A 16,575-nucleotide genomic window follows, 5' to 3' on the forward strand; every position below is an offset into this window, starting at 1 on the left:
AGCCAGTGCGTGATGCCGTCATGGGGCCGACGCTACCGACGGTGCGCTTCCGGCCGGTTACGTGATCGTGAACGCGCTGATGCCCCGGGCGGAGGCGGCCCCACCTCGTCCGCGTCGGCCCGTACGACGGCGTACTGACGGACACACTCACGGATGGCCCAGGATCCGTGATCACGGGAGCCGCTTCGGATAGGGATGGCTCGGCTTCTCGCCGAACCCACCTCGATCCGAAGGGGCTCCCCGATGTCCACCAGGAACTCCGCGCCGGCGACGGCCTGTTGCGCCGTGCTGCTGGCCGTACCGCTCGCCTTCGCCCAGGCGGCCGCCGCCGACGGCACCAACAGCGTCAACGGCCCCAAGACCCCGCAGGAGGCCGCCGCCTGCAAGGCCGTGACCGGCACCCTGCTCGGGGGCTTCGGCGGCATGCTGGGCGACACGCTGTGCGTGGTGCAGCCGTCGAAGGGCTGAGCCCCGTCGCCGTCACTCGGTGATCCGCCGGCGGGCGCCTCCCCGGGCCCCCGTCGCCGCGACCGGCCGCTGCTCAGGCGATCCGGGTCGGGGTGTCCTGGAGGGTGTGGCCGCTGGTGGTGAGCAGGGTGGTGAGGGCCGTCGGGGTGAGGGTGCGCGGGGTGCGGAGGAAGAGTTCGTCGGTGGTGGGGTGGGCGTGGAGCGAGAGCAGGGTGATCTCGTGGTCGGCGAGGGTGGTGTGGGTGTGGGCCAGGGCGGTGGTGCGCACGCGCCACAGGGTGGTCGGGGGAGGGGCGTGCGGGGACCACCAGGCGTGCAGGAGAGCGGCGGCGAGCAGCGCGAGGGCGGAGGTGGCGAGGACGATCGGGCCGTCGGAGCCGTGCAGGACGACCTTCGCGATCAGGTCGGCGGCGGTGACGGAGAGGAAGGCGGCGGCGAGCTCGACGGTGTCACGGCGCCAGCGGCGGGCGCGCTGGAAGGAAGGCTTCGAGTGCTCCATGGCCTCCACCGTGCCCGACCGGTGTTTCCCGATCACGAACCTGTCGTGACCTGGCCGTTAAGGTCCGCCGGGGTGTGTTACGGCTTCAGCTCGCGGGCCGCGGCCTTCACCTCCGCGAGGAGCAGGCGCAAGTCCTCCTCGGTGGTGGCGGCGTTGAGTAGACAGGCGCGGAGCATCTCGTGCCCGCCGAGCAGGGCGCCGGTGACGAAGACCCGGCCGCGCCGCTGGACGGCGACCGGGAGGTCGCGGTTGAGGGTGTCACGGGCGGCGGCGTCCAGGCCCGGGGCGCGGTGGCGGAACGCGACGATGGAGGTCTGCACCTCGGCGAGCAGCTCCAACTCCTCGTCGGCCTCGACGAGTTCGCCGAGGCGCCGGGCGAGCGCGGTGCACCGGGCGATGTCCTGGGTGAGGCCCGTGCGGCCGCGGTGGGCGATGGTGGCCCAGACCTTGAGGGCGCGGAACGGGCGGGTCTGCTCGGTGCCGTACTCGGAGAACCAGCCGAGCGAGCCGGCCGCATCGTCGCGCAGGTAGGACGGGACGAGGCTGAAGGTGCCGCGCAGTTCGTCGGTGTCGCGGACCAGCGCGCAGCCGCAGTCGACCGGGACGCCGAGCCACTTGTGCGGGTCGAGGGCGAGTGAGTCGGCGCGCTCCAGGCCCTCGTAGCGGTGGGCGATGGCGGGGTCGAGCCGGCCGAAGGCGCCGTACGCGCCGTCCACGTGCAGCCAGAGCCGCTGCTCCTCGCACAGGTCGGCGATCGGGCCGAATTCGTCCACCGCGCCGGTGCCGACGGTGCCGGCCGAGGCGACCACCAGGAAGGGCAGCATTCCGGCCGCGCGGTCGCGCTCGACGGCTGCCCGCAGGTCGGCGGTGTCCAGGCGGCCGTCGGGTCCGGTGGCGACGGTGCGCAGGTGCCGGCTGCCGAGGCCGAGGAGTTCGGCGGCCTTGCGGACGCAGGAGTGGGTCTCGCCGGTGGCGTAGCCGACCAGCGGCGGCATGCCCGTGAGGCCGTCCTCGCGGACGTCCCGGCCGGCCAGTCGGGCGGCGCGGTTGCGGGCGGCGGCGAGGCAGACGACGGTCGCCATCGAGGTGCCGGAGGTGAGCAGGCCGCCGCCGGCCGGGTGCGGGAAGCCGACGAGTTCGGCGATCCAGCGGACGACGGCGCGCTCCAGGTGGACGTCGGCGTGGTCGCCTCCGGCCGAGCTGGGGTTCATCGCGGCGGCGGCGAGGGTGGCGAGCACCCCGGCCGGGGCGGGGGCGGAGTTGACCCAGCCGAAGAAGCGGGGGTTGCCGTTGCCCATGGGGTGCGGGAGGACGTCCCGCCCGATCGTGTCCAGCAGCTCGGTGAGCGGGCGCCCCTCGGTGGGCAGCGGGGCGTCGAGCAGGGCCTGTCGGGCGGTCTGGTCCATCGGCTGCCAGACCGGGCGGGCGGGCAGCTCGGCGAGGTAGTCGGAGACCAGCTCGGCGGTGGTGTGGGCGGCGCTGCGGAAGTCCTCGGTGGTCATGGCGTGCTCCAGGGAGGCCGGGGGGCGGGCTGGGCGAGGCGCGGCTTCCTCGGCGCACCCTGATCAGGCGATGATCGGGCGATCCTATGCAAAGGGCCGTGCGGCGCGGGCCCTCATGCTGAGACCAGCGGTCAGTCCAGCGAAGCGGACAGTCCGCTCGCGGAGCGGCAGTAGCCCTGCATCTCCTTGTTGGTGATCTTGGCGCAGAGCCGTCCGGCCGCGCCGCCGTCGGTGTAGTTGACCGTGTAGTAGCTGACCAGCCCCTCCGTGCAGGCCTTGCGCTGCCAGCCGTCGGCGGCGGTGGCGCACTGCTGGGCGGCCCAGTCCTCGCGGTCCAGGTTGTACTTCATGGTGCGCGAGCCGACGCCCCGGCTGCAGTCCACCGCCCCGCCGCTGGCCTTGCCGTTGAGGCACCACTTGAGGGCGTCGGCGTAGACCTCGGGGTGGTTCGGGTAGTCGTGCGAGGACAGGTAGAAGGTCGGGGCGTAGAAGAAGCAGGCGGACTGGAACAGGGCCGGCTGGTCCTTGCAGGGGTACAGCGGGTCCTGGGCGAGCTTGTCGGCGGGCAGGTTCGCCTTGGCCTGCTCGTCCTCCTCGTCCGGGCCGAAGAGCTGCATGAACAGGCCCTCGGAGCAGCGGATCCTGTTCTGGTCGGTGGTGAACTTGTTGCACAGGTCGCGCGCCTTGGCGACGTCCTGCTTGGCGACGAACATCGTGCCGTGGCCGACGCCGTGGATGCAGGGGCCGGTGTTCTTGGGGGCGCAGAGCTTGAGCAGGTCCACCTCGGGCTGGGTGGAGGCGTTGAGCATCTCCTCGACCGCGCCGTGCAGGTAGCCGGCCGCGCAGGTCTCGTGCGGGAAGGAGATGACCTTCTGGAAGTCCTCGTTGAAGCGCTTGACCGCCGCGTGGCCGAGCTCGTGCGCGATCGGGTGGCAGAAGCGCACGGTGTACGGCTTCTCCTTGGTGATCTTGTCGAGGTCGGCGAGGGCGACGCCGGGGTCGGTGGCGTCCATCTCGGCCATCAGCTTGTTGCGCAGCGTCGAGCGGGTCCACACCGCCGGGTCGCCGGTCGGGGTGGCGCTCGCGGTGCCGGTCGCGGCGGGCTGCGCGCCGGGGGCGGTCCCGGTGGCGCCGGCGGCCGGGGCCACGGTGGCCGCCGCGGGCGACCAGTCGGTGACGGCCACCGAGCCGAGGCCCAGGACGCCCAGGAGCAGGGCGGTGAGAATCGCGAATACTCGCGGTTGCATGACGGGATCCCCCGGCGGATCGAGGTGGACGGTTCGCTCCCATCCTGACGGCACGGGGGCGGGAATCCGCGTTTTCGCCCGCCATTCGAGAGGCATCGGCGACGCTACCGCATCGTGCGACGCCCGGGCGGGGCGGGCCGGTTCCCGGTGATCATCCGGACGGCGCAGCGGCCTTCCGGTGGGCCGCCGCACCGTCCGTACCCCGATCCTCAGAGCTCCAGGGCCACCTGGTACTCCGTCAGCCAGGCGTCCAGGTCCAGCGCGAGGTCGACGCCGAGCCGGACCGACTGCGGGTCGGTGTCCTGGGCGAGCGCGTCGGTGAGGCGGCTCCGGTCGAGCAGCCCGAGCGCGGGGGACGTGCGCGCGGCGGCGAGCCGGGCGAGTTCGGCGCGCAGCAGCGCGGGGTAGTGCGGGTCGGCGGTCACCGGGTACGGGCTCTTCACGCGGTCGGCGACCGCGGCCGGCAGTACGTCCCGGACGGCGGCGCGCAGCAGGCTCTTCTCCCGTCCGTCGAAGGTCTTCATCGCCCACGGGGTGTTGAAGACGTACTGCACGAGCCGGTGGTCGCAGAACGGCACCCGCACCTCCAGCCCGTTGGCCATGCTCATCCGGTCCTTGCGGTCGAGCAGGATGCAGACGAAGCGGGTCAGGTTGAGGTACGAGATCTCGCGCATCCGCCGCTCCAACGGGTCCGCGTGCTCCAGGTGCGGGACCTCGGCGATCGCCTCGCGGTAGCGGGCCCTGCGGTAGCCGTCCAGGTCGAGCTTGGTGAGCAGGCCGGCGTCCAGCAGGTGTTCGCGCGGGACGGAGCCCGGGCCGGCGACGGCGGAGAGGCCGGCGGCCCAGGGGAAGTCCTCGGTGGCGACGGTCTTCGGGTCGTGGAACCAGCGGTAGCCGCCGAACAGCTCGTCGGCGGACTCGCCGGACAGCGCCACGGTGGACTCCCGGCGCACGCCCCGGAAGAGCAGCAGCAGCGAGATGTCCATGTCGCCGACGCCGCCCGGCAGGTCGCGGGCGCGCAGCACGGTGGTGCGCCGGGACAGGTCGGTGAGCTCGGTGGCGTCCAGCTCGATCACCGTGTGGTCGGCGCCCACGTGCTGGGCGAGCAGCCTGGCGTACGGGCCGTCCTCGGTCTGCCGCACCTCGTCGGTGTGGAAGTTCCGGCCCTGGCCGGTGAAGTCGACGGAGAAGGAGCGCACCGGGCCGGCGCCGGCCCGGCGCAGCATCCTGGCGGCGAGGGCGGTGACGGCGCTGGAGTCCAGGCCGCCGGAGAGCAGCGAGCAGAGCGGCACGTCCGAGTCCAGCTGGCGGTGGACGATGTCGTCCAGCAGGGCCCGGACGGTGGCGACGGTGGCCTCCAGCGAGTCGGTGTGCTCGCGTGGCTCCAGCGCCCAGTAGCGGCGCACCGAGAGGCCCTCGCGGCGCACCCGCACCAGGTGCCCGGGGCGGACCTCGTGGATGCCCCGGTAGGGGGTGAGGCCGGGGGTGCGGGCGTGGCCGAGCAGTTCGCGCAGCCCGTCCAGGTCGACCACCGGGCGGACCGAGGGGTGCGCCAGGACCGCCTTGACCTCGGAGCCGAAGACCACGCCGTCCGGGGTGGGGTGGTAGTGCAGCGGCTTGACGCCCATCCGGTCGCGGACCAGCAGCAACTCCTCGCGGCGGGCGTCCCAGATCGCGAAGGCGAACATGCCGTTGAGCCGCTCCGCCAGGCCCTCGCCCCACTCCAGGTAGGCGTGCAGCACGACCTCGGTGTCGCTGCGGGTGCGGAAGCGGTGCCCGGCCGCCTCCAGTTCCGCGCGCAGCTCGCGGTGGTTGTAGACCTCGCCGCTGTAGGTGAGGGCGGCCAGCAGCCGGCCGTCGTGCTCGACCGTCATCGGCTGGACGCCGCCCTCGATGTCGATCACCGCGAGCCGGCGGTGGCCCAGTGCGGCGTGCGGCTCGATGCGGACGCCCCCGGCGTCCGGGCCGCGGTAGAGCTGTGTGGCCGTCATCGCGTCGAGGACGTCCCGGTCCTTCTGGTCGGCGGTGAGGTCGCGCTCGAAGGCGACCCATCCGGTGATCCCGCACATCAGCAAGCCTCCGGTCTTCCGCTACGTGTTCGCTGGATCACGCTACGTGTGGACTCGGCATGGCTTCAAGGGGCTGGCGGGAAGGTGACGGAAGGGCGTCCGCATGGTTGCCCGAGCTGAAAGTCGTAAAGTCTGCCCGAATCCGGGCAGGATCTTTGGCTTCGCCGGGCGGTGCGGCCTAGAGTCCTCACTCGTGCCGAGCTCACCCCACCCTCACGAAGACCTCCTCGCCCACCTCACCCGGACCAGCCCGCTCGGGCCCCGGGAGGCGGCGCGGGTCGTGGCGGAGGTGCTGGCGTACTTCTCCGAGAGCACCGAGGAGTACGTCCGTCGCCGTCACGGCGAGCTCCAGGCGCGCGGCCTGACCAATGAGCGGATCTTCGCCCGGCTCGCCGAGGAGTTGCCCGCCCGCCGTGTGGCGGCGCCGGAACTCTCGGCTCGACAGCTGCGCCGGATCGTGTACGGCTGAGCGCCGTTCCCCGCCTTCCTCGGCCGTTCCCGACGTTCTCAAGACCCTCAAGACCCTCAAGACCCTCAAGACCCGACTTATCTCAGGAGGAGTCCACGTATGTGCGGAATCGTGGCCTACATCGGCCCCAAGGACGCCACCCCCTTCCTGCTGGAGGGGCTGGCCCGACTGGAGTACCGCGGCTACGACTCGGCCGGTGTCGCCGTCACCGGGCGCAGCGGCGGGATCAAGCTCCGCAAGGTCAAGGGCCGGGTCGCCGACCTCGCGGCGGCCGTGCCGGCCCGGTTCAAGGGAACCGCCGGCATCGGCCACACCCGCTGGGCCACCCACGGCGTCCCCAGCGACGCCAACGCCCACCCGCACCTGGACAACGCCGAGCGGATCGCCGTCGTCCACAACGGCATCATCGAGAACGCCGACGAGCTGCGCGCCAAGCTGACCGCCGAGGGCGCCGTGTTCCGCTCCGAGACCGACACCGAGGTGCTCTCCCACCTGATCGCCGCCCACGCCGCCGAGGGCGTCGAGCTGGAGGACGCCGTCCGCGCCGCCCTCGGCCGGGTCGTCGGTACCTACGGCATCGCGGTGCTGGACGCCGAGCAGCCGGACCGGATCGTGGTCGCCCGCAACGGCAGCCCGATCGTCCTCGGCATCGGCGAGAAGGAGATGTTCGTCGCCTCCGACGTCTCCGCCCTGGTCCGCTACACCCGCCAGGTCGTGCACCTGGAGGACGGCGAGCTGGCCACCGTCCGGGCCGACGGCTTCCGCACCTTCACCGCGGACGCCCGCACCACCCACCGTCAGCCGTCCACCGTGGACTGGGAGATCGACTCCTACGACACCGCCGGCTACGAGCACTTCCTGCTCAAGGAGATCAACGAGCAGCCCACCTCGGTCGAGCGCACCCTCAGCGGCCGGCTCGACGAGCGCTTCAGCACCGCCCACCTCGGCGGCCTCAACCTGGACGCCCGGGAGCTGCGCGAGATCCGCCGGGTGAAGATCCTCGGCTGCGGATCCGCCTACTACGCGGGCGAGATGGGCGCGCAGCTGATCGAGGAGCTGGCCCGGATCCCCGCGCACAGCGAGCCGGCCTCGGAGTTCCGCTACCGCAACCCGGTGATCGAGGCGGACACCCTCTACGTCGCGGTCAGCCAGTCCGGCGAGACCTACGACACGCTGGCCGCCGTCCAGGAGATCAAGCGCAAGGGCGGCCGGGTGCTCGGCGTCGTCAACACCGTGGGCAGCGCGATCGCCCGCGAGTGCGACGGCGGCATCTACCTGCACGCCGGCCCCGAGGTCTCGGTCGCCTCCACCAAGGCGTTCACCTCCACCGTGGTCGCCTTCGCCCTGCTCGCCCTGCACTTCGGCCGCATCCACGACCTCTCGCCCGCCGACGGCCGGCGCATCGTCTCGGCCCTGCAGGCCCTGCCGGACCAGATCCGCGAGGTCCTCGACCAGAGCGACGCGATCGCCGAACTCGCCGCCGAGTACGCCGACTCCAGCGGCATGATGTTCATCGGCCGGGTCCGCGGCTACCCGGCCGCCCGCGAGGGCGCGCAGAAGCTCAAGGAGATTTCCTACGTTCACGCCGAGGCGTACCCGGCGAGTGAGCTCAAGCACGGCCCGCTGGCCCTGATCAGCCCCGAACTGCCCACCGTGGCACTGGTCCCGGACGACGAGCTGCTCGACAAGAACCTCACCACCCTCGGTGAGATCAAGGCCCGCCACGGCCGCGTCATCGCCGTCGCCCACCGCCGCCCCGAGGAGAAGCTCGCCGACCACTGCATCCTGGTCCCCAAGAGCGAGCCGGAGTTGGACCCGCTGCTCCTCAACATCCCGCTCCAGCTGCTGGCCTACCACGCTGCCGTCGCCCTCGGGCGCGACGTGGACAAGCCGCGCAACCTGGCGAAGAGCGTGACGGTGGAGTAGTCCGCCGTCCGTCAGGACTCCGGGCCCCGGTCGCTGTGCGGACGACCGGGGCCCGGATGCTCTCCGGCCGGCACACTTCAGGGCACCTCGGCACACCTCAGGGCACCTCGGCACACCTCGGCACACCTCAGAAGACCGAGCAGCCGGAGAGCGTGGTGAGGGTGTCGAGGGCGGTGACGGCGGCGACGGAGTTGCCGGCCTGGTCGAGGCGGGGGCCCCAGGCGCAGACGGCGGCACGGCCGGGGAGTACGGCGAGGATGCCGCCGCCGACGCCGCTCTTGCCGGGCAGGCCGACCCGGAAGGCGAACTCGCCGGCGGCGTCGTAGGTGCCGCAGGTGAGGAGGACGGCGTTGACGCGCTTGGCCTCGCTGCGGGACATCAGCCGGGTTCCGTCGGTGCGCACGCCGTAGCGGGCGAGGAAGGAGCCGGCCAGGACGAGGTCGCGGCAGCTCGCGGCGATGGCGCAGTGGGCGTAGTAGTGGTCCAGGACGGTCTCGACGGGGTTCTGCAGGTTGCCGTGGCTGGCGATGAAGTGGGCGAGCGCGGCGTTGCGGTGGCCGTGTTCGGCCTCGGAGGCGGCGATCACCGGGTCGGTGTCCAGCAGCGGGTTGTCGGACTCACGGCGCAGGAACTCCCGTACGGCGCCGGAGGCGTCGCCGGTCAGTGAGTGCAGGCGGTCGGTGACCACCAGGGCGCCCGCGTTGATGAAGGGGTTGCGCGGGATGCCGTGCTCGGTCTCCAGCTGCACCAGGGAGTTGAAGGGGTTGCCGGAGGGCTCGCGGCCGACGCCCCGCCAGAGGCTGTCGCCGCCGTCGTCGCTGTAGGAGAGGGCGAGGGCCAGGGAGAACAGCTTGGAGACGCTCTGGATGGAGAACGACTGCTCCCAGTCGCCGACGCCGTACAGCTCGCCGTCGACGGTGGCCACGGCCATGCCGAAGGCCTCCGGGTCGGCGGTGGCGAGGGCCGGGATGTAGTCGGCGACACGGCCGCGGCCCGTGGTCGCCCGGGCGGCCGCCTCGGCGGCCTCCAGCAGCACCGGCCAGTCCAGGCTCTCCGCGTCGATCACGGCTGTTCCTCCACGTGCACACGCTTGACGATCATGGTCGGAGCGGGTGTCGACCTTTCGGTGGCATCCGGTCCGACCAGTGATTATCCGCGTTCGGGGGCAGTGGCACATCCGTGGTCCGCGCAGGGTGGAGCCGAAGGCCGTCACCAGGCCGCCGGTGCGGGCGGCGGCCGGCTCCAGGGCCTTCGGTCGTTCCGGCGTCCAGTAGCACGCGCGCCGCCGTGCACCCGGCTTCCTGTGCCTACGGCGCGTTGGTCGGGGCCTGGACGGGCGGGCCGGTGAGCAGCGTGCCGGCGTCCGAGTAGGGCCAGCCGTTGGGGGTGCAGCCGTGCAGGCCCTTGATCTGCTGCATCATCACCGGTGCCGGGGCACCCGGGCCCGGGCAGTCGACGTGGCCGTTACCGAGGATGTGGCCGACCTCGTGGTTGACGGCGAGCGCGTGGTACAGCTCGGGCCTGCCCCGGTAGAACTCGGACAGCTCGGTCCAGCGCTTCAGGTTGATCACGACCTGGTGCCCGACCCCGCAGTTGACCCAACCGCCCGTGTCCAGGCCGTACTGGCCGCAGATCCGGTCGGTGGACTGCGGGGTGGCAAGGTAGACCGTGAAGTCCACCGGGTCGGCTGCCACCCGCTGGAAGGACGCGGTGTTCCCGGCGGCCCAGCCGCGCCGGGTGTCGCCCAGGACGGCGTCCACCTCGGCGGCGAACTGCTCGGGGCTCTCGGTGATCCCGTCCTCCACCCGCACCTTGTAGCGGTAGAGGTGCTCCCCGGTGCCGAAGCGGGCGGAGTCGCCGGGCGCGGTGGTGAAGGCCAGCGGCGCGGGCTCGCTGTTCCAGGGGCGCCACCAGAGCAGACCGGCCGTCACCACCGCGACCAGCGCGAGGGCGAGTGCGCCGTGCCAGGGCTTCCAGCGTTTCCAGCGCTTTGGGGCGATGGCGGCCATGCGAAGCAACTCCTGATCCGGGTCAAAAGGGGTGCATCAGGAGGAACGGGCAGGCGGGCGGTCGGGGTTCAGGCGGGGGGCCGGGCGGGTTCGGGCCGGGGTTCAGCCGGCGGTTCGGTCGGCCTCGTCGGACGCGGGGCCCGGCCGGTTCCCGGAACCACTCGAAGGTGCCACCCGCGCGGCGTGTCCCTGGGGATCGGCGTCGGAATCCGGTGTTGTGGTGCGGGTCGACCGGCTGGTCCGGGTTGACCGCCCCTCACGTACTCGATGCGCCATTGGAGGCACGCCATGTCCATCACCACCGTCCTCACCGTCTCCGGCATGAGCTGCGGCCACTGCGAGAAGACGGTGAGCGCCGGGCTGTCCGCCATCCCCGGCGTCACCGCCGTCGTCGCGGACGCGCCGAGCGGTCGGGTCACCGTGGCCTCGGTCCAGCCGCTGGAGGAGACGCTGCTCCGCAGCGCGGTGGACGGGGCCGGGTTCACCTTCGTCGGCCAGGCCTGACCCCGGTGCGACGGGGACTGCCGCTGAGGTGTCGCGGCAGACACCCGTCTGCTTCAGCCGCGTCAGCCCATGCTCTTCGCGCCGTCCAGGGACTCGCGGATGATGTCGGCGTGGCCCGCGTGCTGGGCGGTCTCGGCGACGATGTGCATCAGCACCCGGCGGGCCGACCACTCGGCGCCCGCCTCGAACCACGGGGCGTTCGGCAGCGGCTGAGTGGCGCTCAGGTCGGCCAGGGTGGCCACCAAGTCGTCGGTACGGCCGGCCACCTCGGCGTACTCGGCGAGCACGCCGGCCAGCGTCTCACCCGGCAGCATGCGGAACTCGTCGGCGCGGCGGGCGAAGTCGGCCTCGGTCCAGGCGGTGAAGTCGGGCATCGCGGACGGGCCCTCCACGATGAAGTTCGCCCAGAAGCGCTCGACCGAGGTCACGTGCTTGATGAGCCCGCCCAGGCACAGCTCGCTCGCGGTGCTCCGCAGGCCGGCCTGCTCGTCGGTGAGGTCGCGGGTGGTGAACCGCAGGAAGTGCCGCTGCTTCCCCAGTGCCACCAGGAGGTCGGCGCGCTCGCCGGTGACGGTGGCCTTGGCGGCGGCGGCGGTGGTGGTCGTGGTCGTGGTCATGGCTCTGGCCTTCCGTTCGGTTACTGCTCCCTCGGACAAGAACTACGGTACGGGCCATTGCGGTCACTTCCTGTCCTGAATTCCGGAGAGAATCAGGGCATGGCGAACACCAGCACCCGGACGCTGCGACTGCTCTCCCTGCTCCAGACCCACCGGTACTGGCCCGGTGAGGAACTGGCCGACCGACTCGGCGTCTCCGTCCGCACCCTGCGCCGCGACATCGACCGGCTGCGTGAACTGGGCTATCCCGTCGACGCCCAGCGCGGCGTCGACGGCGGCTACCAGCTGGCGGCGGGCGCCGCACTGCCCCCGCTGGTCATCGACGACGAGGAGGCGGTCGCACTGGCGGTGGGCCTCCAGGCGGCGGCCGAGAGCCCGGTGGAGGGCGTCACCGAAGCCTCCGTACGGGTGCTGGCCAAGGTCGTGCAGGTGATGCCGGCCCGGCTGCGCCGCCGGGTGGAGGCGCTGCGCGCGATGACCGTCCCGGTCGACTGGGGCACCTCCTCCGGCTCCGGCGTCGACCCGGACGTCCTCACCGTGGTCGCCCTGGCCTGCCGCGACGGCGAACGGCTCCGCTTCTCCTACACCGCCGCCTCCGCGCCCCGTACCGAACGCCACGTCGAGCCGCACCGGCTGGTCTGCCTCGACCGACGCTGGTACCTGGTCGCGTACGACCTCGACCGGGCCGACTGGCGCAGCTTCCGCCTCGACCGTCTGACGGCTGCCGAGGGGACCGGCGCCCGCTTCGCCCCACGCGCGCTCCCGGCCGGCGACGCCGCCGAATTCGTCCGCGCGGGCCGCAGCGGGATGCCGCGACCGCATCGGGTGGTGGCGGTGGTCGAGGCGTCGGCGGAGCGCGTCCGAGGGCAGGTCGGGCGGTGGGGCGAGGTGGAGGAGGTCGGGGCCGAGTGCTGCCGGCTGGTGATGACGGCGGACTCGCTGGACTGGCCCGCGATGGCCCTGGGGTCGCTGGGCGCGGAGTTCCGGGTCGTGGAGCCGCCTGAGCTGAGGGAGTTGGTCGGGGAGTGGGCCGCCCGGTTCGGGAGGGCGGTGGGGGCGGATGCGGAGTAGGACGTCGGCTCGGCCGACTTCTGGTGCGGCGGCAGTTCCGGGTCGTCCGGTCAGCCGCGCTGCATCGGCCTGCTTCGGGTCAGGGTTCAGCTGCCCGACCCGTTGAGGAGAGCCGCGCGTTCCGAGCGGAGCCAGGATCGCTCGGCCGTCATCTCGGCCGCATCGCCGCGGGCGAGGAACACGGCCCAGGGCTGGCGGCCCTGTCGGCCGAGCCGTTCGATGCGTTCGGCTTCGCGGGACTGGACGGCGTCGAGGGCGTCGAGCACGGCCGCCGGCTGCGCGCCGTAGGCGGTGCACAGGGCGTTGAGGCGGCTTCGCAGGGTGTGCGCGCCGGTGATCGGTGCTCGTCGCTGCTGTTCGGCGGGGCGCAGGGGTACGGCGTACCAGGCGAGTTGGGCGAGGTCGTCGAGGGCGTGACCGGGTGCGGCGAAGTCCCAGTCGATGAAGCCGGCCAGTCGGTCGCCGTCCCAGATGGAGTTCCACGGGCCGAGGTCGCCGTGCCTGATGACCATGCCGGGCCTCCACTCGTCCTGCCGGCCCTGCCATCGGGCGTCGGCCGGCGGCCGGAAGTCCTGGGCGGCGTCGTGGTAGTCGCGCAGCCAGCGCCCCAGCTCGCTGATGCCGGCGGTCGATCGCAGAGCCGACGGCCAGGGGGAGAACGCGGGTTCGCCGTGGACCAGCGACAGCACCTCTTCGGTGCCGTCGACGCCGAGGACGCGCGGGGCGCGCGCGAAACCCACCGTTTCCAGGTGGGTCAGCAGGGCGTGCACCGCGGGCGTCCACTCGCCGACCGGCCGGCGGATCGTTTCGCCGATCCGCCGCACGGTGGTCACGCTGCCCTGGTCGGTGGCGCCGTCCTCGATCACCGGGCGAGCGTAACCGTGCGCCCATGGCGGTGTCCTATGAATTGACGCCGGGGCCGGTGAATTGACGCCGGGGCCGGTCAGCGCGACGTCCCGGACAACCACTCTCCCCGCGCCGCGCAGGAAGTCGGGCGGGCCGACTTCCTGCGCGTGGGCTCACGGGGCGATGGACTCGACGGTGGCCCTTAGGCGCTGGAGGGCCTCGGTGAGTCGGGTGAGCGGGGGTGTGGCGAGGGCGAGGCGGATGGCGTTGGGGTGGTGGGGGGTGGTGGCGAAGGCGTCGGCGGTGGAGATGAGGATGCCCTCGGCTGCGAGGAGGGCGGCGACGTGGTCGGGGCGTTGATGGGGTTCCAGGGTGAGCCACTGGATGTAGGAGGTGGGGTGGGCGGTGACGGGGAGGCCGGACAGGGCGGTACGGGCGAGCGACTGGCGGGCGGCGGCGTCGGTGCGGCGGTGGTGTTCGAGGTGGGTGACAGTGCCGTCGGCGAGCCAGCCGGTGGCGAGGGCGGTGGTCAGGCCGGGGGCGCCCCAGGCGGCCGCGCGGAGTCGGGTGGTGGCGGCGCGCAGGTGGCGGTCGGGGAGCACGGCGAAGCCGAACCGCAGGCCGGGGGCGACGTTCTTGGACAGGCCGGCGACGTAGCAGGTGCGCTCGGGGGCGAGGGCGTGCAGCGGCGGGGGCGGCGCGGCTTCCAGGAAGGCGTAGGTGCCGTCCTCGATCAGCGTGCAGTCGTGCTCGGCGGCGATCGCGGTGAGCCGCTCGCGCTGGGTGCGGTCCAGCACCCAGCCGAGCGGGTTGTGAACCGTCGGGATCGTGTACACCGCGCGGACCGGGCGGGCGTGGCAGAGCCGGTCGAGCGCGTCGAGGTCCGGACCGGCGGGGGTGACCGGGACGGGGGCCAGGTCGAGGCCGTGGGCGCCGGCGAGCAACTTGATGCCCGGATAGCTGAGCGCGTCCACGGCGAGCACGTCGCCGGGGCGGGTGAGGGTGCGCAGGACGCAGTCCAGCGCCTGCTGCGCCCCGCTGGCGAGCAGGACGTTCTCCGGCGCCGTGTCGACCCCGCGGTCCAGCAGGTAGGTGGCCACCACGGCCCGGTCGTGCCGGTGGCCGCCCGGCGGGTGCTGGCGCAGCAGGGCCTCGGCGTCGCCGGAGGAGGCGAGCGCGCGCAGGGCCTGGCGCAGCAGGTCGCCCTGGCCGGGGGCGAGCGGCTGGTTGAAGGAGAGGTCCGCCACCCGGGGCACCGGGAGGGCGCGCGAGGGTTCGATGCCGTCGTAGCCGGAACGCACCCGGACGAAGGTGCCCCGGCCCTGCTCGCCGACCACCAGTCCGGCGGCGCCCAGTTCGGCGTACACCCGGGTGGCCGTGGCGAGGGCGATCCGGCGTTCGCGGGCGAGCGCCCGGTGGGTGGGCAGCCGGGTGCCGGCCGGGAGGGCGCCGGAGCGGATCGCGGCCGCGTACTCGTCGACGATGGCCTTGTAGGAGGGCGGTCGCATGGGTGGCCTGCCGTTCCGGGGTCCGAGGTGGGCGGCGTGTGGGGCGGAGCGCGCCGGGAGCGCGTCAGGAGTGCGCCTGAGTGTATGCAGGACAATAAGTGGATTGTCCTGGGTCGGTGTTCCTAGCCTGCGACGTGCAGGGAACAAGCCGAAAGGGAGCATCCGGCCATGACCGTCCACAGCGAGCGGGACCAGCACGTCGTCACCCTCACCATCGACCGGGAGAAGAAGCTCAACGCCCTCGACTACCCGACGATCGACGCGCTGCTCGCCGAACTCGACCGGATCGACGCGGACGACACCGTCCGCGCCGTCATCCTCACCGGCGCCGGCCGGCGCGCGTTCAGCGCGGGCGCGGACATCCCGTCCCTGGCCGCCAGCATCGCGGGCGGGGCGGAGCAGGCGCTGCGCGAGTTCGTCCGGCGCGGCCACACGCTGACCCGGCGGATCGAGGAGTTCCCGAAGCCGGTCGTCGTCGCCGTCAACGGGCTTGCGTTCGGAGGGGGTTGCGAGATCACCGAGGCCGCGCCGCTGGCGATCGCGGCCGAGCACGCGACCTTCGCCAAGCCGGAGATCTCGCTCGGCTTCCCGCCGCCCTTCGGCGGCTCGCAGCGGCTGCCGCGCCACGTCGGCCGCAAGCGCGGGCTGGAGATGATCCTCACCGGCGACCCGATCCCGGCCGCCCGGGCCGCCGAGATCGGCCTGGTCAACTCGGTCGTTCCGGCGGACGAACTCCTGGACGCGGCCATGGACTTGGCCGACCGGATCATCCGGTACGCGCCGACCGCCGTGGCGGCCTGCCTGCGAGCCGTCACCCGGGGGATCAACCTGCCCATCGACGAGGGCCTGGCGGTCGAGGCGGCGGCCTTCGCGGCCACCGTGCCGACGGACGGCGTACGCGACGGACTGCGGCGGTTCCTGGACCGTTCGCCGGCCGCCCGCTGATAATCGCTTGGCCTGGAGCGGCGGGCGGGGCGACCATGGGGGGATGTCCGATCTGCTTGAGCGCGTGACCGCCTTCCACGTCGCCTTCGCCCGTCGCCAGGCGGCCGCGATCGTCGAACTGCCCGAGTTCCCCGGGGTGTTCGCGGTCACGCACGAGGAGTTCGTCCTCTCCCATGAGCACAACCACCTGGTGGTGGCAGGGCCGGGTACCGACCCGGCGGTACTGCCCGAGCTGGCGGTGCGGTGGCTCGGGCAGCGCAGGCAGTACGCCATCACCGTGCTGGACGACGAGCTGGGCGAGCGGGCCGCTCCGGTACTGACCGAGGCGGGGTACGAGTGGGGCGCCGCCGTGGTCCTGGCCCGGGAGACGGTGGGCTGTGAGCTGCCCGAACCGGCCGCGCATCCGGCCGAGTTGGCCGAGCTGCGGGCGGCGGTCCTGCGCCAGCAGTCGGAGTGGTACGAGGACCCGGAGCTCGCCCGCCAGCTCACCGACCGCCGGGCCGCCCGGCTGTGCGGTGCCGAGCAGGTGCACTTCCTGGCCGCCCGGACGCCGGGCGGGGAGGTCGCGGCCTGGAGCGACCTCTACCTCGACCGGGCGGCAGGACTGGCCCAGTTGGAGGACCTGGTCACCGACGCCCGGCACCGTGGCGCGGGCCACGGGGACACCCTGCTCGCCACCGGTCTGGCGCTCGCGGCTGCCGCCGGGATCCCGCAGCTGTTCCTCCTCGCGGACGCCGCCGACTGGCCGCGGGCGTGGTACGGGCGGCGGGGCTTCACCGAGATCGGCCGCATCCACTCCTTCCACCAGGGCTCGGTCATGGTCCTTGACCAAGGCCGGTGAGGTCGTTCGGGTTTCGGTGGCAGGCCGGGCAACGCCACAGGGCGGTGATCAGCG

General features: G+C 73.0%; 16 protein-coding genes. 7 read left to right on the forward strand and 9 right to left on the reverse strand.

Annotated elements, in window-relative coordinates:
* The first annotated feature begins 243 nt into the window (after positions 1–243).
* The gene (locus ABZW30_RS39845) at positions 244–468 is read left to right on the forward strand and encodes a hypothetical protein (RefSeq protein WP_355676191.1); all 225 of its coding nucleotides are present in this window, start codon (positions 244–246) and stop codon (positions 466–468) included.
* A 73-nt stretch (positions 469–541) separates the two neighbouring features.
* Here ABZW30_RS39845 and ABZW30_RS39850 read toward each other — a convergent pair whose 3' ends face one another.
* From ABZW30_RS39850 to asnB, 4 genes are all read right to left on the reverse strand, one after another.
* Entirely contained in the window at positions 542–967 is a 426-nt protein-coding gene (locus ABZW30_RS39850; RefSeq protein ID WP_355676192.1) for a hypothetical protein, read from the reverse strand.
* A gap of 77 nt (positions 968–1,044) precedes the next feature.
* Positions 1,045–2,469, reverse strand: coding sequence for a pyridoxal-dependent decarboxylase (locus ABZW30_RS39855; protein WP_355676193.1), 1,425 nt, complete (start codon positions 2,467–2,469; stop codon positions 1,045–1,047).
* A 131-nt stretch (positions 2,470–2,600) separates the two neighbouring features.
* Entirely contained in the window at positions 2,601–3,716 is a 1,116-nt protein-coding gene (locus tag ABZW30_RS39860) for a hypothetical protein (RefSeq protein ID WP_355676194.1), read from the reverse strand.
* Positions 3,717–3,925: 209 nt separating this feature from the next.
* The gene (gene asnB / locus ABZW30_RS39865) at positions 3,926–5,785 is read right to left on the reverse strand and encodes an asparagine synthase (glutamine-hydrolyzing) (RefSeq protein ID WP_355676195.1); all 1,860 of its coding nucleotides are present in this window, start codon (positions 5,783–5,785) and stop codon (positions 3,926–3,928) included.
* Positions 5,786–5,978: 193 nt separating this feature from the next.
* Between asnB and ABZW30_RS39870 the strand changes: the two genes are divergently transcribed.
* Positions 5,979–6,254 carry a hypothetical protein gene (locus ABZW30_RS39870; RefSeq protein WP_326847101.1) on the forward strand — a complete coding sequence of 92 codons (276 nt, stop codon included), beginning with the start codon at positions 5,979–5,981 and terminating at the stop codon, positions 6,252–6,254.
* 99 nt (positions 6,255–6,353) lie between these two features.
* Positions 6,354–8,180 (forward strand): glutamine--fructose-6-phosphate transaminase (isomerizing), encoded by a 1,827-nt coding sequence (gene glmS, locus ABZW30_RS39875; RefSeq protein WP_355676196.1) that lies wholly within the window; start codon positions 6,354–6,356, stop codon positions 8,178–8,180.
* 127 nt (positions 8,181–8,307) lie between these two features.
* Here the strand turns inward: glmS and ABZW30_RS39880 are convergent, their stop codons facing one another.
* Both ABZW30_RS39880 and ABZW30_RS39885 read right to left on the reverse strand, forming a co-directional pair.
* A complete protein-coding gene (locus ABZW30_RS39880) occupies positions 8,308–9,228 on the reverse strand; it encodes a glutaminase (protein WP_355676206.1) in 921 nt (306 codons plus the stop codon).
* A 259-nt stretch (positions 9,229–9,487) separates the two neighbouring features.
* Positions 9,488–10,189: a DUF3152 domain-containing protein gene (locus ABZW30_RS39885; RefSeq protein WP_355676197.1), complete on the reverse strand. Its 702-nt coding sequence runs from the start codon at positions 10,187–10,189 to the stop codon at positions 9,488–9,490.
* Positions 10,190–10,477: 288 nt separating this feature from the next.
* Between ABZW30_RS39885 and ABZW30_RS39890 the strand changes: the two genes are divergently transcribed.
* Positions 10,478–10,693, forward strand: coding sequence for a heavy-metal-associated domain-containing protein (locus ABZW30_RS39890; protein WP_355676198.1), 216 nt, complete (start codon positions 10,478–10,480; stop codon positions 10,691–10,693).
* Positions 10,694–10,755: 62 nt separating this feature from the next.
* Here the strand turns inward: ABZW30_RS39890 and ABZW30_RS39895 are convergent, their stop codons facing one another.
* Complete coding sequence (locus ABZW30_RS39895) at positions 10,756–11,310, reverse strand: DinB family protein (protein ID WP_355676199.1); 555 nt, start codon at positions 11,308–11,310, stop codon at positions 10,756–10,758.
* A gap of 99 nt (positions 11,311–11,409) precedes the next feature.
* Here ABZW30_RS39895 and ABZW30_RS39900 point away from each other — a divergent pair, with 99 nt between their 5' ends.
* Complete coding sequence (locus tag ABZW30_RS39900; RefSeq protein ID WP_355676200.1) at positions 11,410–12,381, forward strand: YafY family protein; 972 nt, start codon at positions 11,410–11,412, stop codon at positions 12,379–12,381.
* Positions 12,382–12,467: 86 nt separating this feature from the next.
* On the opposite strand, the gene ABZW30_RS39905 is transcribed toward ABZW30_RS39900, so the two are convergent.
* On the reverse strand, positions 12,468–13,247 hold the full coding sequence (locus ABZW30_RS39905; protein WP_355676201.1) for an aminoglycoside phosphotransferase family protein: 780 nt from the start codon (positions 13,245–13,247) through the stop codon (positions 12,468–12,470).
* Positions 13,248–13,400: 153 nt separating this feature from the next.
* Positions 13,401–14,735 (reverse strand): PLP-dependent aminotransferase family protein, encoded by a 1,335-nt coding sequence (locus ABZW30_RS39910; protein WP_355676202.1) that lies wholly within the window; start codon positions 14,733–14,735, stop codon positions 13,401–13,403.
* A 168-nt stretch (positions 14,736–14,903) separates the two neighbouring features.
* On the opposite strand from ABZW30_RS39910, the gene ABZW30_RS39915 reads away from it, so the two are divergent.
* Together ABZW30_RS39915 and ABZW30_RS39920 are read left to right on the forward strand one after the other, a co-directional pair.
* Positions 14,904–15,680 (forward strand): crotonase/enoyl-CoA hydratase family protein, encoded by a 777-nt coding sequence (locus ABZW30_RS39915; RefSeq protein WP_355676203.1) that lies wholly within the window; start codon positions 14,904–14,906, stop codon positions 15,678–15,680.
* Between the two features lie 43 nt (positions 15,681–15,723).
* Complete coding sequence (locus ABZW30_RS39920; protein ID WP_355676204.1) at positions 15,724–16,521, forward strand: GNAT family N-acetyltransferase; 798 nt, start codon at positions 15,724–15,726, stop codon at positions 16,519–16,521.
* Positions 16,522–16,575 lie beyond the last annotated feature (54 nt).

The organism is Kitasatospora sp. NPDC004669 (genome assembly GCF_040609455.1).
In the GTDB taxonomy this organism is placed as follows: Bacteria; Actinomycetota; Actinomycetes; order Streptomycetales; family Streptomycetaceae; genus Kitasatospora.

Bases quoted from the DNA above. Each gene is read 5' to 3' on its own strand.
- ABZW30_RS39845 (WP_355676191.1), top strand. From the start codon at position 244: ATGTCCACCAGGAACTCCGCGCCGGCGACGGCCTGTTGCGCCGTGCTG.
- ABZW30_RS39850 (WP_355676192.1), bottom strand. From the start codon at position 967: ATGGAGCACTCGAAGCCTTCCTTCCAGCGCGCCCGCCGCTGGCGCCGT.
- ABZW30_RS39855 (WP_355676193.1), bottom strand. From the start codon at position 2,469: ATGACCACCGAGGACTTCCGCAGCGCCGCCCACACCACCGCCGAGCTG.
- ABZW30_RS39860 (WP_355676194.1), bottom strand. From the start codon at position 3,716: ATGCAACCGCGAGTATTCGCGATTCTCACCGCCCTGCTCCTGGGCGTC.
- asnB (WP_355676195.1), bottom strand. From the start codon at position 5,785: ATGTGCGGGATCACCGGATGGGTCGCCTTCGAGCGCGACCTCACCGCC.
- glmS (WP_355676196.1), top strand. From the start codon at position 6,354: ATGTGCGGAATCGTGGCCTACATCGGCCCCAAGGACGCCACCCCCTTC.
- ABZW30_RS39885 (WP_355676197.1), bottom strand. From the start codon at position 10,189: ATGGCCGCCATCGCCCCAAAGCGCTGGAAACGCTGGAAGCCCTGGCAC.
- ABZW30_RS39890 (WP_355676198.1), top strand. From the start codon at position 10,478: ATGTCCATCACCACCGTCCTCACCGTCTCCGGCATGAGCTGCGGCCAC.
- ABZW30_RS39895 (WP_355676199.1), bottom strand. From the start codon at position 11,310: ATGACCACGACCACGACCACCACCGCCGCCGCCGCCAAGGCCACCGTC.
- ABZW30_RS39900 (WP_355676200.1), top strand. From the start codon at position 11,410: ATGGCGAACACCAGCACCCGGACGCTGCGACTGCTCTCCCTGCTCCAG.
- ABZW30_RS39910 (WP_355676202.1), bottom strand. From the start codon at position 14,735: ATGCGACCGCCCTCCTACAAGGCCATCGTCGACGAGTACGCGGCCGCG.
- ABZW30_RS39915 (WP_355676203.1), top strand. From the start codon at position 14,904: ATGACCGTCCACAGCGAGCGGGACCAGCACGTCGTCACCCTCACCATC.
- ABZW30_RS39920 (WP_355676204.1), top strand. From the start codon at position 15,724: ATGTCCGATCTGCTTGAGCGCGTGACCGCCTTCCACGTCGCCTTCGCC.